A 22,786-nucleotide genomic window follows, 5' to 3' on the forward strand; every position below is an offset into this window, starting at 1 on the left:
GGACAGGGCTCTTTCCGGCGGGCTCCCCGCGCCGGATCACCGGCATATCCGTTGCTCTATAGGTTCGCGTTCGGCGCGCAAGAGAGATCGCCGAACGGAAAGCAACGCATTCGCGGCGCGCGCAGGCCACGGACCGAGCTCCTTCGGTCCGACCGGCCCGGTGCGCCCTGCCGCAGGAGTCAGGAGATCGTCATGAATACCTATCGCATCGTCAACGGGCTCGCCCTGCGCCGTCCACCGACGAATGGAGGAGGGGGCGGCCCGCACAGGGAACTTCTGCCACGGCGGCGAGCGCGGCCTGCGTGAGGGGGGCGGATCGTAGAAGAGAATGACCTGTCACCGACGACGAGCGGCGCTTCGCCCTTCGGCCGGAGTCTCTGCTCCCCTGGACCATCGCAGTCGATGAGGGCGCACTCGTCAGGATCGCGAGACGCGCAAGGGAGGGCCCGCAACAAGCGCACAGCTCCAGTGCCTCTCGTTCGTGCCCCTCCTCCCGACGAGGATTCCTCACGGGTCAAAAACACTTGACATCACCTCATCACAAAAGTTACCAAGAACGGAAGCAGATTGGTTCCATCTTAGATACTTGGAGTTCAGGCATGCATCGCGTTCACGCTTGGGGCCTTGCGCTTGTCTTCGTGACCATCCATGGAGGCTGCAGTTCATCACCTTCGGGCTCGAGCTCCGATGGAGACGGCGGAAGCGGGGGCGGAGCCAGCTCCAGCAGCAGCAGCAGCAGCACCGGCGGAGGCAGCACCGGCGGCGGCAACACCGGCGGCGGCAACACCGGCGGCGGCTCCGCGAGCAGCTCGTCGAGCGGCGGTGAGCAGGGCGGCGCGGGCGGCGAGGCCCCCGCCCAGCAGGGCTGCGCGTCCGGCAAATACATCCTCTGCGAGGACTTCGAGGGCACCGACGCGGGCGGGATCCCTCAGGGCTGGACCAAGCACGGCGATGCGATCGCGGTCGCCGACGATCAAGCGGCCAGCGGCAACCGCTCGTTGAAGATGGGCCCCGTTCCGAACGGGGAGCGGCGCATCTACCACGACGCCTCGCAGCTCGGGAGCGGGCACTGGGGCCGGATCCGCTACAGGGTCCAGCTCCCGGTGCCTGACGCGTTCGTCCATTCGACGCTCGTCGCGCTTCAGGGCGTCGGCCCCACCACGGGCCCCCAAGAGGTCCGCGTCGTGGATACCGTGAAGGAGGACAAGGACGGCTGGGACAACGACGGCAACGGGTCGCACATCCAGTACATCTACAACGTGCAGCCCTCCGGGGCGGAGTTCGGCAAGGCGAGCACGTACGACTGGTACTATGAGGATCGTTGGCATTGCGTCGAGTGGCATATCGACGGGCCGACGCAGAGCTACGACTTCTACCTGGACGGCGAGCGCCTCGACCAGATCAGCATCGCGAACGGGCCGGGCAACTACGAGGGCTCGCAGATCCCGGACGCTTTCAGCGAGGTCCGGATCGGGTGGAACAACTATCAGAGCGCGCCGCCGGGGTTCACGGCGTGGATCGACGACGTCGCGCTGGACGACGAGCGGATCGGGTGCGAGGAGTGACAGCCTGCGCCGGCGGGTAGTGGTCAAATTTGAACATGAAGGCGGGAAGGCGGGAAGAAAACCTTCATGATCTTCCCGCCTTCATGTGGACTCTCTCTGGGCAGAGTTGACCACTACCCGTCAGAGCGCCGGCGAGCGAGCCGCGCAGGCGGCGGCCGGGTGTGCGGCGCTCCTCACGATGGGGAAGCCGAGCCCGGGACGAGGCGGGCGGCCGCTCTACAGGTCGGCGTCCGGCGCGCGAGAGGCGCCGCCGGACGAACAGCAACGCATTCGCGGCGCGCTGCGCGGAGGCCGCGGACCGAGCCTCTTCGGTCCGACCGGCCCCGTGCGGTCCGCCGCAGGAGTCAGGAGATCGTCATGAATGCCTATGGCATCGTCGACGGGCTCGGTTTCGTCTGCCTCGGCGTGGTCGCCATCGCGCTCGCGGGTTGAGGGTCGCCCAACCTGGGTCGGGTCGCCCCGCAGGACGTGCGCTTCGGCGAGGCGCAACCCTCGACGAGAGATGCATCGGCCTCCTCGGCGTGTCCGTCAAGAACTGACGTGCCGGCCGCCGGCCACGACATCCAGTCCCCGGGTTCGTCCGCGGTGGGCCGGAGCTCCGCGCCCGGGATGGCGCCTGCGCGCCTGCCCATCGCTGCTGTTGCGGGCGAGCTCATCATGCTTCGAGCTTCGATTGGACGGGTGAGCGGGCCCGGTTGACCGCCCCCGTCCTCCAGCGCCCCGAGCGCATCGCGCGCCTCTTGTGTTCGGGACTTGGAGACGATGGTCCTGAACGCCACCAACGCGCTTTCCGGTGAGAGAACAGATTGCGTGGTGTGGAGTGAGTACTACAATCGTTCCTCGGGGACGCGCTCGATCTCGCGCCCGAACGGTACGCGCGGTGCACCTCCGGGGGAGCACCTGGCCGACAGATCGCCGGTCGCAGGGAGTCGTCGCCGAACGCTGCACGCCCGATGGCCGGGAACCATCCACAGCAACCATGTTGAGGTGTTCGATGAATGCTCACGATCTCACGCGCAGCCGGTGGGTCTTCAGGACGGCGGCGAGGCTCCCCGCGCTGATTCCGCTCCTTGTCGCGGGCCTGGGCCTCGCGTCCTGCGACGGCGGAGGCACGCCCGCCCGCAGCATGGGCGAGCCGCCCATCGACATCCAGGATATGACATTTCGGGGCGGGATCACCGGCGCGACCTCCTTCACCATGGTGCGCTCGGCGGCGGCGCAGGCCGCCGGCTGTCTCGAGCGCGCAGGCGCGGACGTGACGATAGTCTCCCTGGGCCCGGTCGAGGTGATGACGGTGAATGTCCGCGGGCTGCCGGCCAACACCGAATTCGACTTCTTCGTCACCCAGGTGCCCAACGCGCCCTTCGGCCTCTCCTGGTACCAGGGCGACATCGAGACGGACGGCCGCGGTCGTGGCAGCGGGGTGTTCGTCGGTCGCTTCAACATCGAGACCTTCATCGTGGCGCCGGGCTCCACGGTTGCGCCGGTCGTACACGACGAGCCGCCGTTCCCGGACGCCGCAACGAACCCGGCGACCGCCCCGGTTCACACCTTCCACCTCGGGCTGTGGTTCAACTCGCCGGAGGACGCCCGGGCGGCGGGCTGCCCTGCCACGGTGACGCCGTTCAACGGAGACCACACGGCCGGCATCCAGGCGCTCAGCACCCGCAACTTCCCGGACCAGCACGGGCCGCTGCGCGACGTCGAGTGAGCCGGCCTGCCGTCGCGACGATCCGAGGGGACCAGCGAGCGGCCGGCGCCTCGTCCTCGAGGGCAGCGATCTCCGGTGATCGCTGAGCTTGCGCCGGTCCAGGATCATCCTCGGAGCCTCTCCGAGACGGACGCAGATCTCGGCGGGAGGGGCCGGCGCCGCCGCGCGACCGGGGATGGTCGCGAACGAAGGGGGAGACCCTCCCTCGCGACCGGGGATGGTCGCGAACGAAGGGGGAGACCCTCCCTCGCGACCGGGGATGGTCGCGAACGAAGGGGGAGACCCTCCCTCGCGACCGAGCCCGGTCTCGGCGGGAGACTCGAGCGTCGCCGGGAGACGTAAGCTGGTCTCGCGCGACGAGGACCCCGTTCCCGGTCGGCGAGCAGCGCCCGCCCGTTGCGGAAGAGGTGGAGCACCCCCTCGCGCTGGTACGGGAAGAGCGGCAGCCCGAGCTCATCCATCGCGGCCTGCGCGCGGCCCCCTCGCGCATCGAGCGCGCTCCGGCGGCGCTTGTGCCAGATCGCCGCCGCGAGCCGCTCCGCCGCCGGCAACGCCGCGTGGACGACCCGCGGCGCGAGCGCCTGCTCCCCGGCAACTTGGCGCTTGCGGCGTTCGAACCGGAGCGCCGCGCGGGGCCCACCGGCGCGCCGGCGCTCTGACGAGCTCCGGCGAGCTCGCCGCGCAGGCGGCGGCCGGGCGTGCGGCGCTCCTCACGATGGGGAGGTCGAGCCCGGGACGAGGCGGGTGGCCGCCGGACCCATGATGGCTGCAGCCTCCACGTAGAGGGCGGAGCCTCCGGGGGACGCGCCGCGGCGCCCCGACCGGCGCAGGCCGGCAACGAGGCTCAAAAGCACGTGGAATTTCGAAGACTTATCAGAGCCTCACCGCACGAAAACGCGCCTCGCCCGGCGCGCCGGACGGGCCCCATTCCGGCCGATCCGTCATCCCCACGCACTGGCATATCCGTTGCTCTATCGGTCGGCGTCCGGCGCGCGAGAGACGCCGCCGGACGAACAGCAACGCATTCGCGGCGCGCTGCGCGGAGGCCACGGACCGAGCACCTTCGGTCCGACCGGCCCCGTGCGGCCTGCCGCAGGAGTCAGGAGATCGTCATGAATACCTATCGCATCGTCAACGGGCTCGGTTTCGTCTGCTTCGGCGTGGTCGCCATCGCGCTCGCGGGTTGCGCGGTCGACGCCGCCGACGAGGACGCGCTCGTCGACGACGTGGTGGATGAGGACGTCGCAGACGCCGAGCAGGCCATGGGCGTCGAGTGCGCCGGCGCCGCCGCCACCGCCTCCTTCGTCGGCGGCATCAACTACACCTCGCCCCAGAGCTACAACACCACCAATTGCTACAAGGGCGTCGTGCTCGACGTGCAGGGCTACTCCTCGCTCTACGCCCAGAACCCGAGCGGCTCCGTCTTCCCGGGCCGCACCACCGTCGACTGGGCCGACAGCCTGCCCGCCCTCGCCGACCCCGATCACGTCGCCAAGTGCGAGAGCACCTATGTCGCCGCGGACCTCTTCGAGAAGGTCGGCTCGAGCTGGGTCTACAAGACCAGCAAGGAGTCGCTCGGCGTCTGGACGCCCTTCTTCGACGGCGGCTTCTGCGCCGGCCCGGGCGTCTCCTTCTCCTCCGAGATGCAGGCCGGAAAGACCTACCGCATCTCCGCCACCGCGCGCACCCACAAGAGCAGCTCCGCCGCAACCCGCAAGCTCCACGTCGAGTCCCGCGAGCCCGTCAAGGCGCCTCGCTGACCTCCACGCGGCTGCGCCGAGCTCCCGGACGAGCCACGGACGGCGGTCGGTCTCCGTCCGCCGGCTCGGCCGGGGGGCTCGGTGGCGGGTTCGCTGAAGCGACGCGAGAGGAGCCGCAACGGCGCAAGGAACGGAACAGCGAGGAAGCCGGCCTCTCTCTCCCTTGCGCCTTTGCGCTTGGCACCTTTGCGCTTTATCTCTCTCCTCGTGTACGTTCTCTGTCGAGCGATGCGCGCTGCCGAACCGGGAGCGGCGACGTGCGCTACTCGATCGACAGGGTGACGCTATCGTCCGTGAGCGACGTCACGTTCAGGATCCCTGAGAAGATCTCCTCGAACGCCGTGTCGAGGAGGATGAACGAGGAGCTCGTCTCTTCGATCCGCGCGGCGGCGCTCAGAAAGCTGTAGTTCAGATCGTAGGCGTCGATGGTCCCCGCGAAGTCGCGCGACGAGATCCAGTAGGCATCCCCATCGACGAGCACGGGCACCAAGGCGCAACTGTAGTTCGTGGGCTCGCCCCCGAAGAACTCGGTTTCGTCGACGCCCCAGACCCCATCCACGAACGTCGCGCAACCGGCCGTACCGTCCTCGTCGGCTGCGATGGCGAGCTCTGTCCTATCAAGGCCGCCGTCCGCGCCGCCGCCACCCTCCGCATTGCCGCCCGACCCCGCGCCGCCGCCGCCCTCCGCATTGCCGCCCGACCCCGCGCCGCCGCCGCCCTCCGCATTGCCGCCCGACCCCGCGCCGCCGCCACCCTCCGCATTGCCGCCCGCCCCCGCGCCGCCGCCGCCCTCCGCATTGCCGCCCGACCCCGCGCCGCCGCCGTCCTCCGCATTGCCGCCCGACCCCGCGCCGCCGCCGCCCTCCGCATTGCCGCCCGACCCCGCGCCGCCGCCGCCCTCCGCATTGCCCCCAGCCCCGGCCCCGGCGCCGCCGCCGCCCTCTGCATTGCCGCCCGCCCCCGCGCCGCCGCCGCCCTCCGCATTGCCGCCCGCGCCGCCGGTGCCCGGGTTGGGATCATCGCCCCCGCAAGCGACCAACAGGCATCCAAGAAAGACAATCGATGTCCATTTCATTCGCACCTCAGCTCTCTCTGTGGTGCGACAAACCGTACCATGCGCCACATGCACGCCAAAGGAATCGACCCAGACGGGCCCGGCGCGCGCACGCGACCGCCGCCCTCCCCTGACGTGCTCACGCGGCCGGCGCCGGTCCGAGACGCGGCCGTCCTCCCTGTCGAACGATTGGCAATCGCGGTTCACGGAATGGCGCTCGAGGAGCGCCCGCCCCGCAGCGTGCAACCCGAGAGGACGAACGCCGCCTGCGCCCCTCCCCCGCGCCGCTCTCCCGGTCGGTCCCTCAGGAGCCGATCCGGATCCTCTTCTTCAGCGCGGCGAGCTCATCATCGACCGCCGACCCGCCGGGCCTGTCCTCGCCGGCGCCGCCCGCGCTGCCGCGGCCGTGCTCGAGCCGGGCGAACTTCGCCTCCAGCTCGGCCGCCGACAGCCCGCCGCCGGAGATCGCCTCCTCGACCTCGCGCGACGCCGCGACCTGCGCCACCTGCCCCTCGACCTGCTCCTCCATGCGCCGGAACTCCGAGAACGCGCTCTGGCCGCCCCGCGACCCGAGCCCCTCGGCCCCGCCGCCGGCGCGGTGCTGCTGGATCTGCGCCGCGAGCGTGCCCTTCCGCGCCTGGAACTCCTCCTGCTTCGCCTCCATGCGCTCGAGCTCGGTCTTCATCGAGAGGACCGCCGAGCGCTGCTCCGCGCGCATCGCCTCGGCCCGGTCGCGCTCGCCCACGACCCGCTTCTTCTGCACGAGCGCCTCGCGCGCGAGCTTCTCGTCGTTCGCCTTCAGCGCGAGCTCGGCGCGCTTCTCCCACTTCTCGGCCTCGGCGTCGAGCTCGTCGACCTTCTTGCGCAGCACCTTCTCCGCCGCTACCGCGTCGACCAGCTCCTTCCGCGCCGCGCGGACCTGGTCCTTCATCTCCTCGACGATGAGATCCAGCGACTTTTTCGGATCTTCCGCCTTGTCGAGGAGCGCGTTGACGTTGCTCGAGATGACCTTTCCCATCCGGTCGAAGATGCCCATGCCGGTAGCGTGCACCGCCCCGCCGCCCCTGTAAAGCGCCCGCGCGCCGCGCCGCCGGCGCCCCCTCGCGGCGCGCCCGCCGCCCCCTTGGCGGGCGCCCGCCGCCCCCTTGGCGGGCGCCCGCTGGGCCGCGCCGGGGGACCGGCCCTCAGGGCGGCGGCGGATAGCCCGGACCGACGCTCGTCTCCACGAACGAGCGCGTCGTCAGCAGCGGGGTCTTCACCGTCTCGTCCTCGTACAGCGGCCTCACCACGCACGTGTCCTCCCCGCACTCGCCGCCGTCGACGAACGCGACGTCCGCGACCAGCCAGTACCGGGTGCTCCCGTCGCCCACCGCGAACGTGACCGGCGCCTCCGGATCGTAAAACCCCGTCGGGCCGAGATCCGCCCCGAGGGCGCCGTTGCAGAAGATCTTCACCCGCGGGTGGACCCCATAACGCCGGCCGTGGCTCGAATAATAATGGACGCCGATCCGCATCCACTGCCCGAACGGCGGGAAATCGACGTTGATGTTCTCGGGCGCGCAAAAATCGTCGCTGTTCGGGTCCGTCACGTCGGGATTGCACGTGATGTTGTCGATGTCGAGCCGCGGGTTGTGGCACCCCCGGCCGAGGGCGCGCCACGCCTCCCCGGCCCCGCGCGGCGCGTAATAACACGTGTTGTTCGCCTCCACCGGGTCGAGGAACCAGCTCACCGGCTCCGGCGGCGACGCGGTGTCGCTGAACCAGCGGATATCCGGGTTCGAGTCCAGCGCCTCCACCGTGCAGTTGTTGTAGCCGCAGTCGCTCGCCGATCCGCCGACCCGCCACGGCTGCGTGTCGTCCGGCTGGTGCAGGTGCAGATCGAGATCCACCCCGTCGCCGCCGAGGTCGTGCTCCCACTCGAGCTCGACCCGCAGGCCGGGCGCGCCGACGTAAAGGGCATACTCGCAGGAGCCGGTCGTGCCGTCCGCGAGCCGCTTCGTGTAAACGACCTTGTACTCCCCCGACTGGAGCGGTTTGTAATCGTCCGCCGGGTCGACCCCGGACACGGCCGGACACGGCTCGATGCCCGCCGGGCAAACCACGGTCCACGTCTCCGACCCGGGCTCGGCGTCCGCGCTGAACGTGCCGGTCCCCTCCTTCAGGTTCACGTCGGCGAACGGCGGCACCTGCAGCGCGTGACAGCCCGCCGGGCTCTCGCTGAAGCAGCCCTCGGTCGCGTGACGGCCGCCGAGGCACGGCCCCCACACGCCGACCTCGTTGCACAGCTCGGTGCCCGCGAAGCACCCCTCCACCGCGCGGTACGACGGATCGCCCATGAAGCACGCGTGCGCCTGCCCCGCGACGCAGGAGCACGTCTCGTCGACCTGACCGTCGCAGTCGTCGTCGAGGCCGAGGTGGCCGACGTCGCAGAGCTCCTCCGGCCCGCACTCCGTGCCGCACGGGTTCACGGCCCCGTCGACGACCCCGGCGTCCTCGCCGGGGGAGACCGCCCCGCCGAAGCCGGGCTCCGAAGGAGCGCCGCCGCCGCCGCTCCCGGCCGCGCCGCCGTCGCCTCCGCCGCCGCCCGCGCCGGCGGCGGCGGAGGCCGCGCCGGTATCGCGGCGCGGGCTAGAGGAGGCATGACAGCCGACCGCGACGAACGCACCCGCGGTCGCGGCCCCCAGAACAGCGAGGAGCGCAGAGGAGACGCCGAGATGACGCATGAGACCTCCAGTCGCCAGCGCGCGGTGGAGCCGCTTGGGCGGGCAGGCGCGCCAAGCCAGACACCGGCGATGAACGGCGAGGCTCCTGTCTTAGCAGACTCGGCGCGACACAAAAGCTCGCTCTCGCGCGCGCAAAGCACGCTCGTGAGAACGGATGTCGCGCCGCCGAGCCAGCGTATGTCCCGGAGCGGTGATGGTCAGTCCGTCGCGCGCGGACCCCTCGAGGACTCGGCCGCGAGCGCCGCCTGCGCGGCCGCGAGGCGGGCCACGGGGACGCGGAAGGGAGAGCAGGACACGTAATCGAGCCCGGCCCGCTCGAAGAACGCGATCGAGCTCGGATCGCCGCCGTGCTCGCCGCAGACGCCGAGCTTCAGCCCGGGCCGCGCCGCGCGCCCCCGATCCCGCCCGATCTCGACGAGCTCCCCGACGCCGGCCGCGTCCAGCGACTGGAACGGATCCCTCGCGAAGATGCCGGCCTCGACGTACGCGCCGAGGAACCGGCCCGCGTCGTCGCGCGAGATGCCGAGCGTCGTCTGCGTGAGATCGTTCGTGCCGAAGCTGAAGAACTCGGCCTCCTCCGCGAGCTCGCCGGCCACGAGCGCGGCGCGCGGGAGCTCGATCATCGTCCCGAACCGGACGTCGACCCTCCGCCCCTTCTCGGCGAACACCTTCTCCGCGACCCCCTCGACGAGCGCGCGCGTGATGGCGAGCTCGCGCCGGGTCATGCTGAGCGGGATCATGATCTCGGGCTCGACCTCGATGCCCGCCGCCGCGACCTCGCACGCCGCCTCGAGGATGGCGCGCGCCTGCATCTCGTAGATCTCCGGCGACGTGATCGCCAGCCGGCAGCCGCGGTGGCCGAGCATCGGGTTGTACTCGGCGAGCTCCTCGTTCTTGCGCGAGAGGTCCTGCGCGGGGACGCCCATCGCCTTCGAGAGCTGCTGGAGCTGCGCCTCGTCCTGCGGCAAGAACTCGTGCAGCGGCGGATCGAGCAGGCGAATCGTCACCGGCAGGCCGGCCATCTCGCGGAAGACGCCCACGAAATCGCTGCGCTGGAACGGCAAGAGCTTCGCGAGGGCGCGCCGCCGCCCCGCCTCGCCGTCCGCGAGGATCATCTCGCGCATCGCCTGGATCCGCTCCTCGTCGAAGAACATGTGCTCGGTGCGGCAGAGCCCGATGCCCTCCGCGCCGAAGTTGCGCGCCGTCCTCGCGTCGTGGGGCGTGTCGGCGTTCGACCGCACCCGCAGGCGCCGGACCGCGTCGGCCCAGACCATGAGCTCCTCGAACTCGCCGCTCAGCGCCGCCGGGACGGTCGGCACCGCCCCGAGGTAGACCGTGCCGGTGCCGCCGTCGAGCGTGATCAGGTCGCCGGCCTTCACCGTGATCGTGTCGGTCGGGTGCCCGTGATCGTCGTAGAGCGTCACCGCCATCTGGCCCTGGCTCACGCTGATCGCCGAGCAGCCGGCCACGCAGCTCTTGCCCATCCCCCGCGCCACCACGGCCGCGTGGCTCGTCATGCCGCCGCGGGCCGTCAGGATGCCGCGCGCCGCCTTCATGCCGTGGATGTCCTCCGGCGACGTCTCGGACCGCACCAGGATCACCGCCTTGCCCTGGCCGGCGCGCCGCTCCGCCTCGTCCGCGCTGAACACCACCTGCCCCGTCGCCGCCCCCGGGCTCGCCGGCAGGCCGCGCGCGAGCAGCTTCTTCGGCGCGCTCGGGTCGATGCTCGGGTGCAGCAGCTGATCGATCGAGCCCGGGTCCACCCGCAAGATCGCCTCGCGCTGGCTGATCAGGCCCTCCTTGGCCATCTCGACCGCGATGCGCACGGCCGCCCGGCCCGTGCGCTTGCCGGTGCGGCACTGGAGCAGATAGAGCTTCTTCTGCTGGATCGTGAACTCCAGGTCCTGCATGTCGCGGAAGTGCTGCTCGAGCGTGGCCTGCACCTCGACGAGCTCCGCGTACACGTCGGGCATCTGCGCCTCGAGCGAGCACGCGTCGTCGACGCCGCCCGTACCGGAAACGCCGCCAGCGCCCGACCTCGACAGCGGATGCGGCGTGCGCACCCCCGCCACCACGTCCTCGCCCTGCGCGTTGGGGAGCCACTCGCCGTAAAAGCGCCGCTCGCCCGTCGACGGATCGCGCGTGAACGCGACGCCCGTGCCCGAGTCGTCACCCAGGTTGCCGAACACCATCGCCTGGACGTTGCACGCCGTCCCCCAGGCCTCCGGGATATCGTGCATCTTCCGGTACACCTGGGCCCGGTGGTTCCTCCAGCTGTCGAAGACGGCGCGGATCGCGCCCCAGAGCTGCGCGTACGGGTCGTCGGGGAACGGCCGCCCCGTGGCCCCGAGGACGATGTCCTTCTGCCGCTGGATCAGCGCCGCGAGCGACTCCGGATCGAGCAGCGAATCAGGCACCTTGCGCTCGAGCTCGGCGGCGTTCAGGCGCGTCGCGTCGACGCCGAGCCGCGCCGCGGCCTGCTTGCGCGCGCGGCCGAGCGCCTCCTCGAAGCGGTCGCGGGGCACGCCGAGCACGATATCGGCATACGTCAGGATGAAACGCCGATAGGCGTCCAGCGCGAATCGCTCGCTGCCCGTGCGCTTCGCGAGCCCCCGCGCGATCTCGTCGTTCAGGCCGAGGTTCAGGATGGTATCCATCATTCCCGGCATCGACGCGCGCGCGCCCGAGCGGACGGACACGAGCAGCGGCGCCTCGGGGCTCCCGAGCCTCGCGTCGAGCAGCGACTCCAGCCGGCCGATCGCCGCCCTGATCTCGTCCTCGACGCCGGCGGGGAGCGCCTTGCCCGCGGCATAGTATGCGTTGCAGACCTCGGTGGTGACCGTGAAGCCCGGCGGCACCGGGATGCCGAGACGCGTCATCTCGGCGAGCCCCGCGCCCTTGCCGCCGAGCAGCTCCTTCTGCTGTGCGTCCCCGTCCGCCTGCCCCCCGCCGAAGAAGTATATCGATCTTCCCATGGCGGGCGCACGCTAGACCGTCCGCGCAGTCGGGTCGAGATCCGTCGAACGCCGCGCGCGGACGGCCGGAGGCGGCGCCGGGTCCGCAACCGACGGAATCGCGCCGCGCACCTCACAAAAATACCGGCTCTCGACGGCGGACGAGCTATGAAGCGGCGCATGAAGCGCGGATACCTCGTCCTTGTCGCGATGCTTGCCGTCCCCCTCTCCGCCTGCGACCAGAAGCCGGCCCCTCAGGCGACCGCCGACGCCCCTGCGGCCGCGTCTGCCAAGCCGGCCGCGCCGCCCACGCACGCGGCCGAGCCCACCGCGGAGCAGCCGTCTGCGCCAGAGCCCGCCGGCCTGCCCGCGCCCCCGGACGTGGCCGCGCCTCCCGCGGACGCGCAGAAGACGGCCTCGGGCCTCGCGTTCAAGGTGCTGACGCCCGGCAAGGACAAGGAGCATCCCGGCCCCGACGACAAGGTGAAGGTCCACTACACGGGGTGGACCACCGACGGAAAGATGTTCGACAGCTCCGTCCTCCGCGGCGAGCCGGCGAGCTTCGGCGTGGGCGGCGTGATCAAAGGGTGGACGGAGGCGCTCCAGCTCATGAGCAAGGGCGAGAAGCGCCGCCTCTGGATCCCGGGCAACCTCGCCTACGGCGACCGGCCGATGCAGCCGGGCGCCCCGGCCGGAATGCTCGTGTTCGACGTCGAGCTGCTCGACTTCGCCCCCGCGCCGAAGCCCCCGCCCGTGCCGAAGGACGTGAAGGCGCCGCCCAAGGCCGCGAAGAAGACCGCCTCCGGGCTCGCCTACGAGGTCCTCCAGAAGGGCACGGGCACCGAGCACCCCAAGCCGACGAGCCGCGTCACCGTGCACTACACGGGGTGGACCACCGACGGAAAGATGTTCGACAGCTCGATCGTCCGCGACGAGCCGATCACCTTCCCGCTGGGCGGCGTGATCAAGGGGTGGACCGAGGGCGTACAGCTGATGGTGAAAGGCGAGAAGGCGCGCTTCTGGATCCCGGCCGAGCTCGCGTACGGCGAAAAGCCGACGCGCCCCGGCGCGCCCGCCGGCATGCTCGTGTTCGACATCGAGCTCATCGACTTTCGCTGATCCGTCGGCCGGCGCTTTACATCCGGCCGACCGCCTGGCTACATGGAGAGCTGCGAGCGGCCAGGCATGCTGACATCCATTCGTCTCAAGAACTTCAAGAGCTTCGCCGATCAAACGGTGGAGCTGTCCCCCTTCACGCTGCTGCTCGGGGCCAACGGCTCCGGCAAGAGCAATTTCCTCGACGCCCTGCGCTTCTTGCAGGGCGTCGGGCTGGATCTCCCCCTGTGCGACATCTTCCGCGGCCGCGTCGACGGCAGGCGCGAGATCTGGCCGGGCCTGCGCGGCGGCACGCAGGGGGCCACGCACAAGGGAGCCAAATCGTTCACCATCGAGAGCCGGTGGGCGATAGGAAAGGAGGAGCTCACACACAAGATCACGTGTCAGGTCGAGCCGGACGTGATGGTCGAGCACGAGTCGCTCGAGGCGAAGTCGGCCGGCGGGCCGCTCTTCGATACGCCCGCGTCGGCGCTGAAGGGCCTGGAGGGGTTCGCCGGGGCGGGCGCGCTGATGTCGGCGTCGAAGAAGGGCCGCTCGATGAGGATCGCGTCGATGGATCGCAACCCCGCGCGGCGCAGCCTGCTCGGCCAGATCGAGCACCACCGCGGGCGCGGCGACGACGTGAGCCTCTCGGACGTCATCGCGCTCTGCAATGCGCTCCAGGTCGCGATGCGGGGCACGCTGTCGATCGACATCGACCCTTCGCGCATGCGGGGCTACGTGCCGCACGAGATCGAGAACCTCGGCGCCGGCGGGCAGAACCTCTCCGCGGTGCTCCGCTGGCTCTGTCAGGAGGCCGACCACAAGGCCGACGTGCTCGGCTGGGTGCGCTCGATCTTCGCGCCCGAGATCCTCGATATCGAGTTTGCGGAGACGGGCCTCGGCGACGTGATGATGGTGCTCGTCGAGAAGGGCGGCGCCCGCGTCCCGGCGCCGAGCCTCCCGGACGGCGCGCTGCGCGTGCTCGGCAAGATCGCCGGCGTGCTCACCGCGCCGGAGGGCTCGCTGCTCCTCGTGGAGGACCCCGACGCCGGCATGCACCCGGAGCGCGCGGGCGTGCTCGCGCAGCTCCTGGAGGGCGCGGCGCGGCCCTCCGTCTGCCAGATCGTGGCGACGACCCACTCGCCCGCGCTGCTCCGGGGCGCCTCGAAGCAGGGCCTCAGCCGCGCGATCGCGTTCGAGCGCGACCCCGAGACCTGCGCCACGACGGCGCGCCGGCTCGCCGATCTCCCGCGTTTCGAGGAGATGGCAGAGCGCGATCCGGGAGAGCTGCTGTCCTCGAAGGCGCTCGCGGGGTAGCGCGCCGGACAGCGCGGTACAGCGCTGCCATTGAGTTGCAGTGCCGCCATTTCGCGAGGAGCGAATATCTCCCCTTCTCGCGAAATGCATTGTGAACGACCACAGAGACCTCTAGGCTACGGCGCGTCATGGCGCGGCGACCGCCGCGCGAATCCAGTGCAATGAGGTCTTTTATGCTTCTCCAGAAAACTACACTTCGACTGGCCCTCTGTCTCGCCGTCGGCCTATCGGCGGCCGCCTGCTCGGACGACGACCCCGGCGGCGAGGGCGGCGGCACGACCAGCTCGACCAGCGGCGCCACCACGGGCCAGGGCGGCGGGACCAGCTCGACCAGCAGCGCCACCACGGGCGAGGGCGGCTCCACGGGCGAGGGCGGCGCCAACGAGGGCGGCTCCACGGGCGAGGGCGGCGCCAACGAGGGCGGCTCCACGGGCGAGGGCGGCTCCACGGGTGAGGGCGGCTCCACGGGCGAGGGCGGCTCCGCCCCCAGCGATCCGGCGTGCGGCGCGGACACCGCGACCTTCGCCGACGTGAAGGCGATCCTGACCGCGAGCTGCGTGGGGTGCCACGGCAACAGCGACCACCTGCCCGGCGAGCTCGATCTCCGCGCGAACGCGGCGCACGGCGAGCTCGTCAACGGGGACAGCACGACCTGCGCCGATCGGGTGCTCGTCGTGCCGGGCATGCCGAGCCAGAGCTACATCATCAACAAGCTGCGCAACGTCGACCTCTGCAACGGCGGCAAGCGCATGCCCCCGACCCCGAACCCGGCCCTGTCCGAGGCCAACATCAAGAAGATCAACGACTGGATCTGCGCGGGCGCTCCCAGCAACTGAGCGCCGCCGCCGGTCTCAGTACACCTTGCAGCGCGCGCCGCCGGCGGCGCGCGCGTAGGGGACCTTCGCGCTCCGCCCCTTCACGTAGATCGCCCCGCCCGGGACGGGCCTCGGGATCACGGCGCCGGTCGCGAGCGGCCGCCCGGGCGGCAGCTCCTCGACCTCGATGACGATGTCGTTCCCCTCCTGATCGACCGCCGAGATCGACGGCCGCCGGCTCTCCTCGTCGGCGGGGCCGCCCGGGCAGGGCACCCCGCGCGCGCTCAGGGCGACGGCGAGCGTGTCGCCCCCGGTCTCCGGGGCGCCGGCCGCCCACTGGAACCTCGGATCGCGCGCCGCCCCCACCTCCACGGCCAGGCAGCTGCACCGCTCGGCCCGCGACGCGGCGCGCGCGAGCGCGAGGTCGTGCCGCACGCCGACCCACGACGAGGGAGCCCGCTCCTCGGGCGTGGACGGGGCGCCGTCGAAATCGTCGGGCGTCCCGACCGCCCGGCGCGGCGCCTTCTGCTGCGCGGCGTCCGGCTCGGCCGGCGCGGAGGGGTCGACGGTGCCGCCCTCCCAGAACGCCGCGGCGCCCGCGTGCTGGTTGCCGCCGCAGGCGGCGAGGACGGCTCCGGAGAGGAACGCAGCGAACCGTGCGATCTGGGCGGCCGAGGTGCGCATTGCGGTGCGATCTTCGCACCGGCGCCGCCGGCGGCCAAGGTTTGTGCGGAGACGGAGGGGAGGAGCTACGCGGGGAGACGTGCTAGGGCACGTGCGAGGACGCGCGAAGACGCGCGCAGCGCGCCGGGTGCCCGGCGCGCCGCGCAGAGAGCGTCACTTCGGCTTGATCTCGGTGAGGACGAGGAGGTAGTCCGGCGAGTTGTTCGGCGACAGCTTGGCGTACGGGTTCTCCTTGCTGGGCCACCCGACGAAGCGCTTCGTGCTGTACTCGCCCCAGGACGGGTTCTTGAACAGCGGGATGACCGGCACCTGCTGGGCGTAGATCATCTGCAGGTCGTCGATGATGCTCTTCTGCTCCGCCGGATCGGTCGCGGCCGCGAACTTCTTGAACAGCGGCTCGGCCTCCTTGGCGGCGAAGCGGTGCCAGTTGCGCGTCGTGGCCTCGTTGACGGGCTTCACGAACTCCGGCGCCATGAGATCGCGGTAGAAGTTGAACGGCGTGGGCTCGGTGTTCGTCCAGCCCATCGACATGTCGAACGTGCCCTTCTGGAGCGCCTCGAAGAACGCGCTGAAGTCGTACGTCTTCAGCGACGCCTCGATGCCGACCGCCTTCAGGTTCTGCGTGGTGATCTGGACCGCGCGCACCCAGTCGGACCAGCCGGTCACGACGTTGATGTCGAACTTCAGCGGCTTGCCGTCCTTCGCCCGGATCCCGTCCGCGCCCTTGGCGTAGCCGGCCTCGTCGAGGAGGGCGTTCGCCTTGGCCACGTCGTAGTTGGTCCAGTCGCCCGCCGCCGCGGCCTTCTCGTTGCGCCAGCGCGCGTAGGCGTCGTCGAGCCCGGTCCCGTCCGCGCCGACCGTGTAGCCGTTGACCGCGATCTTGGCGATCTGCGCCCGGTCGATGGCCATGCTGATGGCCTTGCGCAGCTTGATGTCGTCGAACGGCTTCTTCGTGGCGTTCGGGTAGAGCGTCACGGTGCCGCCGACGAGCGGGAACCAGTAATGGTTGTTCTCCGGGTCCTTGGCGACGTAGGTCTTGTCGATGTCGGGGACGAAGTTGCCGGCCCAGTCGACCTCGCCGTTGATGAGCGCCAGGTTCGCCTGGTCGTTGCCCGGGTACGCCGGGAAGCGCAGACCCTCGACGTACGGCTTGCCCTTCTGCCAGTAGTTCGGGTTCTTGCCGAGCTCGTAGATCTGGTTCTGGAACGTCTTCACCTCGGTGAAGGGGCCCGTCGCGACCGGGTTCTCGTTCGTGAACGTGACCGGGTCGGCGACGTCCTTCCACTTGTGCTCCGGCACGATCGGCTGGTGGCCGATGTAGTGGAGCCCGGGGACGAACGCCTCCTTGAGCTTGAACTCGACGGTGGTGTCGTCCTTGGCCTCGACCGAGTCGACGAACTTCCACACGCCCGAGAGATCGAGCGCCGGGAACTTCTTGAGGAGGCCGAACGTGAACGCGACGTCCTTCGCCGAGAAGGGTTGTCCGTCAGACCACTTGACCTCGGGGCGGGTCGAGAAGGTGAGCTTCTTGTTCTGGTCGCTCCACTCATACTTCGTGGCGAGCCACGGCACGAACTCGCCCTTCATCGTGTTGTACACGATCATGGGCTCGTAGATGCCGGCGACGGTGGGGAAGCGCACGCTCCCCTCGCCGAGCAGGGGGTTGAAGTTGCGCACCCAGGACGCCTGCTGCTCCCTGGAGATGGTGACGAACTTCGCGCCGCCCTTCGCCCCGCCCTGGTCCTTGGCCCCGGGGCCCGAGGCGGCGGAGTTCGCCCCCGCCGGGTCCTTGCCGGACTCGGCCCCCTTGTTGTCACAAGCCGCCGTGGCGCCGACGGACAGGAAGAGCGCCGAAAGGGCAAAAATGCGGCGCGACATGGATCGACTCTTCATAAGCTTGCTCCCTCGCGGCGACCTCGGTCGCCCGCGACGATCCTCTCACTCGACCGACAGCACGCAGCGCCGCAGCGCAGCGACAACAGCAGACCGTACGGCGGCGCCACGGATGGGCCGCGACTGCGGCACCCTGACGCCGGCGCACTCTACCGGCCGACGTAGAGAAGTGTCAACCTGACGAATTGAGGGGGTTCCCAGGGCCGCCGTGAGACCCGTGACCTGCTCGGATGCTCACTCCGGCGCGCGCCCCTTCGCCGGAGCGCGCGCCGTAGATCTAGGGAGATCAGAATTCGGCCGGGTCGCTGTACGTGCCCATGACCTCGCGCAGCACGTCGCAGATCTCCTGCTCGGTCGCGTACGCGCTGGCCGCCGCGATGATGGGGGGCATCAGGTTGTCGCGACCGCGAGCGCTGTTTCGCACCTCGGCGAGCGCGCTTCGCACCCGGTCCTGGTCGCGCTGGGCCTTGACCCGGGCCAGGTTCTGGCACTGCACCCGCTGCACCTCCTCGTCGATCCGGAGCAGGGGGATCGTCTTCTCGCCGGCGGCGGCATAGCGGTTGACGCCCACCATGATCCGCTCGTCCGACTCCAGCTCTCGCTGGAACCGGTAGGCCGAGGCGGCGATCTCGCGCTGCGGATACCCCTTCTCGATGGCGGTCACCATCCCGCCCATCTCGTCGATCCGCCGGATGTACTCGAGCGCCTCCTGCTCCAGGCGATCGGTGAGCCACTCGACGTAGTAGCTCCCCCCGAGCGGATCGATGGTGTTCGCGACGCCGCTCTCGTGGGCGATGATCTGCTGCGTCCTGAGGGCGATGGTCACGCTCTCCTCGGTCGGGAGCGCGTATGTCTCGTCGAGCGAGTTCGTGTGGAGCGACTGGGTGCCGCCGAGCACGGCGGCGAGCGCCTGGAGCGAGACGCGGACCACGTTGTTGTAGGGCTGCTGGGCCGTCAGCGAGACGCCGGCCGTCTGCGCGTGCGTGCGCAGCTTCATGCTCTCGGCCCTCTTCGCCCCGTAGCGCTCCTTGAGGAACCGCGCCCACATGCGGCGCGCGGCGCGCAGCTTCGCGATCTCCTCGAAGAAGTCGTTGTGGACGTCGAAGAAGAACGACAGGCGCGGCGCGAACGCGTCGACGTCGAGGCCGCGCTCGATGCAGCTCTCGACGTAGGCGAGCCCGTCCGCGAGCGTGAACGCGAGCTCCTGCGCGGCGGTCGAGCCCGCCTCCCGGATGTGGTATCCGCTGATCGACACCGAGTTCCACCGCGGCACCTCGCGCGCGCAGAACTCGATCATGTCGGTCACGACGCGCATCGCCGGGCGCGGCGGGACGAGCCAGGCGTGCTGGGCGATGAACTCCTTCAGGCAGTCGTTCTGCACGGTGCCGCCGATCCGCTTGCGCGGGATCCCGCGCTTGTCGGCGAGCGCGATGTAGAACGCGAGCAGCACCACGGCGGGGCCGTTGATGGTCATCGACGTGGTCACCTGATCGAGCGGGATGCCGTCGAAGAGCACCTCCATGTCGCGGAGCGTGTCGACCGCGACACCGCACATCCCGACCTCGCCGAGCGACCGCGGAGAGTCGGAGTCGTAGCCCATGAGCGTCGGGAAATCGAAGGCGGTCGACAGGCCCGTCTGCCCCTCGGCGAGCAGGTATTTGAACCGCGCGTTCGTCTGCTCCGGCGTCCCGAAGCCCGCGAACATCCGCATCGTCCAGAGCTTGCCGCGGTACATCGTCGGCTGGACGCCGCGGGTGAACGGGTACTCCCCGGGCAGCCCGAGCTCCGCCGCGTAGTCGACCGGCGCGTCGGCCGGCGTCGCGAGGTCGGGCACGTCGACGCCGCTCCAGGTGGTGAAGCGCTCGCTGCGCGGCGGGAAGCGCGCCGACGCCTCGGCGACCGGGCCCTCGCGCCACGCCGCCACCGCGCGCCGGAGCGCCGCGAGCCCGTCCTGGTCGAGCCCGAGCCCGTCGCCGCCGCCGCCGTTCGTGGTGCGGGGCGCGCCTGCGTCGCTCTCACCTTCGTGGGCCGGAGGCCGGAGCGCGCGATCCGCGTCGGTCTGCGGCGGGGGGGTGGGCTGTCGTTGCGCCATGGTCCGCATTTTAGCGCGGCGCGCGCGCGGCGGCGCGGGAGAGCGCGGAGATCGCCGCCGCGCTCTCCTGCGCCGCCGCGCGGCGCGTCACGGGCAGCGCGCGTGGAACACCGCGGAGGCGACCGGCGTCGCCCCGTCCTCCAGCGAGTCCTCGATCGTCCCCGTGACGCGGATCCCCTCCGCGGCGCAGAGCGCCGCCGCGGCGTCGGCCGGCAGCGTCGTGCCCGCGGCGCCCGTATCGAAGGTGAACTCCACGGTGACGTCGCTGTCCGGAGCGACCTCGACCGGCAGCGGCGTCGTGGTCTCGGCGGGGAGCGGCGCCACGATCGCGGTCTTCCGATCGGCGCTCGAGATCTCGAACCCGCGCACGGCGACGCGGCTCGGCCCGCTCGCCCGCGGGCCCAGGTGGAGCTTCAGCGCGAAGCTCGCCTGAAGGCCGGTCCCGAGCGCGCTCGACGAGACGGTCGCCTCGGGCGCGGCGATGGAGGGCTCGACGAACACGGCGGCGTCGGTGTCGATGCAGCCGCCCGCCAGGGCGGCGAGCGCCGCCGCCGCGAGGGCCGCGGCGGCGGGGAGCGGGGCGCGGGCGTTCATGGGGCCACTCTCCCCCGGGCCGACCTGTCCTGTCCAGATCGGCCGCGCGCGGTCGGCCCGCGGCGCGCCGCTCAGGGCGGCGGCGGGACGACGCCCTTGGACCGGGCCAGCGCGCAGCCGAGCTCCACGTTGGTCGGCCCCTTGTCGGTGCGCACGACCTTGAACTCGACGCGCCGGTTCTTCTCCCAGGCCGCCGCGTTGTGGGCCGGATCGATCGGGCAGTACTCGCCGTAGCCCATCGAGCGCACCGTGTTCTTGTTGACGCCGCGCTCCGCGAGCGCCGCCGCGACCGCGTCCGCGCGGGCCTGCGTCAGCTTGAGGTTGTACGCGTCGGCCGAGCGCTCGTCGGCGTGCCCCTGCACCTCGATCATGGTGAACTCGGGGTGGTGCTTGAGCGTCTCGGCGACGGCCTGCACGATGCCGAACGACTCCGGGAGGATCTCCGCGCTGCCGGTCGCGAACTGGATCTTCTCGAGGATGACGATGTTGTTCTCCTCGATCACGACGCTGCCCTTGTCCGGGCAGCCGTCCTCGTCCTCGAGGCCGTTGAACGTCTCGGGATCGTTCGGGCACTTGTCGACCACGTCGGGGATGCCGTCCCGATCGTTGTCGGGATCGGGGCAGCCGTCCTCGTCCTCGAAGTCGTCCCGGTCCTCCGGATCGTTCGGGCACTGATCGGACTTGTCGGGGATGCCGTCCTTGTCGTTGTCGGGATCGGGGCAGCCGTCTTTGTCCTGGAAGCCGTCGCGGTCCTCCGGCTCGTCCGGGCACTTGTCGCGCGAGTCGAGGATGCCGTCGCCGTCGCGGTCGCCGTCGCTCCCCTCCGGGCAGCCGTCGTCGTCCTCGTCGCCGTCGCGGTCCTCCGGGTTGTTCGGGCAGCGGTCGTCGACGTCGAGGATGCCGTCCTCGTCGTTGTCCGGATCCGGGCAGCCGTACTTGCCGGGGGGCGAGTCCGCCTTGGTGTCCTGGAAGCCGTCGTAGTCCTCCGGCTCGTCGGGGCAGTCGTCCTGATCGTCCTTGATGCCGTCGCCGTCGCGATCGCCGATCGACGGCTCGAAGACGAACCCGATGGTCGCGCGCTGCTCCGCCGCCTGGAAGCCGGGCGTGTACCCCACGCCGGCGCCGAGCATGAGGAAGCTGTTGCGCTCGATGAAGAGCTTGATGCCGCCGACCGCCTCGGCCGACAGCTTCTGCTTGCTGCTCTCGCCGCCGCCGAGCTGCTGCGTCATGTAGGTCTCGGCCACGAGGTCGAGCGGCGTGAGCACGCGGTAGCTCATGCCGAACCCGCCGGTGAGCAGGTCCGAGTACGCGAAGTCCCCGTGCTTCAGCTGGTAGGTGGCGTTGTCCGAGCGCAGGCCGAACGCCGGGTTCTTCCCGGTGTGGCCGCGGTAGCCGACGTTCAGCGCGATCCGGAACGGGTTGGTGATGCCGAACCGCTTCTCCAGCACGAGCTGCGGCCAGAAGAAGAACCCCGGGTCCGCGGCGAAGTCCTCTGCCCCGGCGACGCCGACGCCGGCCTGGGCGATCACCGCGAGCCCGATCACGTCCTGATCGGGGCGGAGCAGGCGCACCTTGGCGTGGATCGCCAGGTTGCCGAGCGCCTGGGCGTCGAGCGAGTCGTCGTCGTAATTGCTGCCGGGGCCCGGGCCGATGTCGTTGATCGCGTTGGCCCCGTTGAGCACCACCGGGGCGGAGAGGCCGACGACCAGGAAGTTGGCGATGCCGTAATCGAACTGGAACGTGCCCTGAAACGCGTGATTCAGCATCACCTTCGTTCCCTGGTCGTTCTCGGAGAGCGGCAAGATGTTGTGCCCGTAATCGAGCACGAGCCCCAGGCTGATGTCGTTGGCGCCGAGGACGTCCGCCCCGTTGACCGAGAAGAGGCCTTTGGAGTCGACCGCCGGCCGGAACAGGTGCAGGTCCATGCCGTCGCCGTTCCTGCCGTCGCCCGTGCGCGTCTGGGCCGCGGCCTCGCCCGCGGCTGCGGCGGTCATGGCGGCGCCGAGGGCGAGGGAGAGCAGCGCGGCGCCCGGGCGGCGGGGCCGGCCTTGCTGGCTGCGGGGGGGCGGCGCGCGCCGGTCGTCGGGCGCGTCGGGCGCGCCCGGGCGCGGTTCGGCGGGGAGCAACGGAGAGCGAGGCGTCATGGCAGGGTCCTCGGGTTCGTGAGGTCGCGGTGGGGCAAGCGCACCTGGAGCTGGCGCTCGGCGCCACGTACCATCGCGCGAATTCCGGTGTCAAACAGACGGCGCCGCGGGCTTCGGCCGCCGCCGGGGCGGGCCCCTCGGGCGCGGGCGCGGCCCGGCGCGGGAGGGGCCCGCGCGCGGGTCGCCTCATCGCCCGAGCGCCCGCGATTTGCCGGGGAAAACCGCCCTCCCCCGCGCGATCCCGGCGCGCCGAGGTGCGCGCCGGGCGACGAGCGCGCCAGCAGCGCTAGAATTGTCCCTGGTTATCGGAGACGGGTATTCCGAGGGAGATTGCGGCGGCAGGTGCTCGGTACGGAGTCGATGGGGGCCACCGTCGCTCGCA

The 22,786-nt window shown here is 71.0% G+C and carries 16 protein-coding genes; 7 read left to right on the forward strand and 9 right to left on the reverse strand.

All coding sequences use genetic code 11. The annotated features are described in order from the left end of the window. Positions 1-599 precede the first annotated feature (599 nt). The 4 genes from NQZ70_RS43970 to NQZ70_RS43985 all read left to right on the forward strand — a co-directional run bounded on the left by NQZ70_RS43970 (position 600) and on the right by NQZ70_RS43985 (position 5,036). A complete protein-coding gene (locus NQZ70_RS43970; protein ID WP_207217634.1) occupies positions 600-1,565 on the forward strand; it encodes a hypothetical protein in 966 nt (321 codons plus the stop codon). A 994-nt stretch (positions 1,566-2,559) separates the two neighbouring features. Then, positions 2,560-3,276: a hypothetical protein gene (locus NQZ70_RS43975; protein WP_207217635.1), complete on the forward strand. Its 717-nt coding sequence runs from the start codon at positions 2,560-2,562 to the stop codon at positions 3,274-3,276. A gap of 407 nt (positions 3,277-3,683) precedes the next feature. Beyond that, the gene (locus NQZ70_RS43980; RefSeq protein ID WP_165374470.1) at positions 3,684-3,935 is read left to right on the forward strand and encodes a hypothetical protein; all 252 of its coding nucleotides are present in this window, start codon (positions 3,684-3,686) and stop codon (positions 3,933-3,935) included. Between the two features lie 453 nt (positions 3,936-4,388). Beyond that, the gene (locus NQZ70_RS43985) at positions 4,389-5,036 is read left to right on the forward strand and encodes a hypothetical protein (RefSeq protein ID WP_129579554.1); all 648 of its coding nucleotides are present in this window, start codon (positions 4,389-4,391) and stop codon (positions 5,034-5,036) included. A gap of 262 nt (positions 5,037-5,298) precedes the next feature. Here the strand turns inward: NQZ70_RS43985 and NQZ70_RS43990 are convergent, their stop codons facing one another. From NQZ70_RS43990 to ppdK, 4 genes are all read right to left on the reverse strand, one after another. Beyond that, positions 5,299-6,075, reverse strand: coding sequence for a hypothetical protein (locus NQZ70_RS43990; RefSeq protein ID WP_129579555.1), 777 nt, complete (start codon positions 6,073-6,075; stop codon positions 5,299-5,301). 319 nt (positions 6,076-6,394) lie between these two features. Beyond that, positions 6,395-7,126, reverse strand: coding sequence for a PspA/IM30 family protein (locus NQZ70_RS43995; RefSeq protein ID WP_129579556.1), 732 nt, complete (start codon positions 7,124-7,126; stop codon positions 6,395-6,397). A 148-nt stretch (positions 7,127-7,274) separates the two neighbouring features. Beyond that, positions 7,275-8,813 (reverse strand): hypothetical protein, encoded by a 1,539-nt coding sequence (locus tag NQZ70_RS44000; RefSeq protein ID WP_129579557.1) that lies wholly within the window; start codon positions 8,811-8,813, stop codon positions 7,275-7,277. A gap of 197 nt (positions 8,814-9,010) precedes the next feature. Continuing rightward, positions 9,011-11,788: a pyruvate, phosphate dikinase gene (ppdK, locus tag NQZ70_RS44005; protein ID WP_129579558.1), complete on the reverse strand. Its 2,778-nt coding sequence runs from the start codon at positions 11,786-11,788 to the stop codon at positions 9,011-9,013. A gap of 159 nt (positions 11,789-11,947) precedes the next feature. On the opposite strand from ppdK, the gene NQZ70_RS44010 reads away from it, so the two are divergent. The 3 genes from NQZ70_RS44010 (at position 11,948) to NQZ70_RS44020 (ending at position 15,018) form a co-directional block, all read left to right on the forward strand. Beyond that, positions 11,948-12,886 (forward strand): FKBP-type peptidyl-prolyl cis-trans isomerase, encoded by a 939-nt coding sequence (locus NQZ70_RS44010; RefSeq protein WP_237244604.1) that lies wholly within the window; start codon positions 11,948-11,950, stop codon positions 12,884-12,886. 66 nt (positions 12,887-12,952) lie between these two features. Continuing rightward, positions 12,953-14,182: an AAA family ATPase gene (locus NQZ70_RS44015; RefSeq protein ID WP_129579560.1), complete on the forward strand. Its 1,230-nt coding sequence runs from the start codon at positions 12,953-12,955 to the stop codon at positions 14,180-14,182. Positions 14,183-14,355: 173 nt separating this feature from the next. Further along, positions 14,356-15,018: a PE-PGRS family protein gene (locus NQZ70_RS44020; protein ID WP_129579561.1), complete on the forward strand. Its 663-nt coding sequence runs from the start codon at positions 14,356-14,358 to the stop codon at positions 15,016-15,018. Positions 15,019-15,033: 15 nt separating this feature from the next. Here the strand turns inward: NQZ70_RS44020 and NQZ70_RS44025 are convergent, their stop codons facing one another. The 5 genes from NQZ70_RS44025 to NQZ70_RS44045 form a co-directional block, all read right to left on the reverse strand. After that, positions 15,034-15,681: a hypothetical protein gene (locus tag NQZ70_RS44025; protein ID WP_129579562.1), complete on the reverse strand. Its 648-nt coding sequence runs from the start codon at positions 15,679-15,681 to the stop codon at positions 15,034-15,036. 153 nt (positions 15,682-15,834) lie between these two features. Continuing rightward, a complete protein-coding gene (locus NQZ70_RS44030) occupies positions 15,835-17,574 on the reverse strand; it encodes an ABC transporter substrate-binding protein (protein WP_207217636.1) in 1,740 nt (579 codons plus the stop codon). Between the two features lie 286 nt (positions 17,575-17,860). Next, a complete protein-coding gene (locus NQZ70_RS44035; RefSeq protein WP_129579564.1) occupies positions 17,861-19,666 on the reverse strand; it encodes a methylmalonyl-CoA mutase in 1,806 nt (601 codons plus the stop codon). An 87-nt stretch (positions 19,667-19,753) separates the two neighbouring features. Next, positions 19,754-20,260: a hypothetical protein gene (locus NQZ70_RS44040; protein ID WP_129579565.1), complete on the reverse strand. Its 507-nt coding sequence runs from the start codon at positions 20,258-20,260 to the stop codon at positions 19,754-19,756. Positions 20,261-20,331: 71 nt separating this feature from the next. Beyond that, entirely contained in the window at positions 20,332-22,404 is a 2,073-nt protein-coding gene (locus NQZ70_RS44045) for an OmpA family protein (RefSeq protein WP_272826853.1), read from the reverse strand. Positions 22,405-22,786: the final 382 nt, after the last annotated feature.

The organism is Sorangium sp. So ce836 (assembly GCF_028553905.1).
In the GTDB taxonomy this organism is placed as follows: Bacteria; Myxococcota_A; Polyangia; order Polyangiales; family Polyangiaceae; genus Sorangium; species Sorangium cellulosum_D.

Excerpts from the sequence above, each read along its gene's own strand:
- NQZ70_RS44020 (WP_129579561.1), top strand. The coding sequence starts at position 14,356 with ATGCTTCTCCAGAAAACTACACTTCGACTGGCCCTCTGTCTCGCCGTC.
- NQZ70_RS43995 (WP_129579556.1), bottom strand. The coding sequence starts at position 7,126 with ATGGGCATCTTCGACCGGATGGGAAAGGTCATCTCGAGCAACGTCAAC.
- NQZ70_RS44010 (WP_237244604.1), top strand. The coding sequence starts at position 11,948 with ATGAAGCGCGGATACCTCGTCCTTGTCGCGATGCTTGCCGTCCCCCTC.
- NQZ70_RS43970 (WP_207217634.1), top strand. The coding sequence starts at position 600 with ATGCATCGCGTTCACGCTTGGGGCCTTGCGCTTGTCTTCGTGACCATC.
- NQZ70_RS44030 (WP_207217636.1), bottom strand. The coding sequence starts at position 17,574 with ATGAAGAGTCGATCCATGTCGCGCCGCATTTTTGCCCTTTCGGCGCTC.
- NQZ70_RS44025 (WP_129579562.1), bottom strand. The coding sequence starts at position 15,681 with ATGCGCACCTCGGCCGCCCAGATCGCACGGTTCGCTGCGTTCCTCTCC.
- NQZ70_RS44000 (WP_129579557.1), bottom strand. The coding sequence starts at position 8,813 with ATGCGTCATCTCGGCGTCTCCTCTGCGCTCCTCGCTGTTCTGGGGGCC.
- NQZ70_RS43985 (WP_129579554.1), top strand. The coding sequence starts at position 4,389 with ATGAATACCTATCGCATCGTCAACGGGCTCGGTTTCGTCTGCTTCGGC.
- NQZ70_RS43975 (WP_207217635.1), top strand. The coding sequence starts at position 2,560 with ATGAATGCTCACGATCTCACGCGCAGCCGGTGGGTCTTCAGGACGGCG.
- NQZ70_RS44015 (WP_129579560.1), top strand. The coding sequence starts at position 12,953 with ATGCTGACATCCATTCGTCTCAAGAACTTCAAGAGCTTCGCCGATCAA.
- NQZ70_RS44035 (WP_129579564.1), bottom strand. The coding sequence starts at position 19,666 with ATGGCGCAACGACAGCCCACCCCCCCGCCGCAGACCGACGCGGATCGC.
- NQZ70_RS44040 (WP_129579565.1), bottom strand. The coding sequence starts at position 20,260 with ATGAACGCCCGCGCCCCGCTCCCCGCCGCCGCGGCCCTCGCGGCGGCG.
- ppdK (WP_129579558.1), bottom strand. The coding sequence starts at position 11,788 with ATGGGAAGATCGATATACTTCTTCGGCGGGGGGCAGGCGGACGGGGAC.
- NQZ70_RS44045 (WP_272826853.1), bottom strand. The coding sequence starts at position 22,404 with ATGACGCCTCGCTCTCCGTTGCTCCCCGCCGAACCGCGCCCGGGCGCG.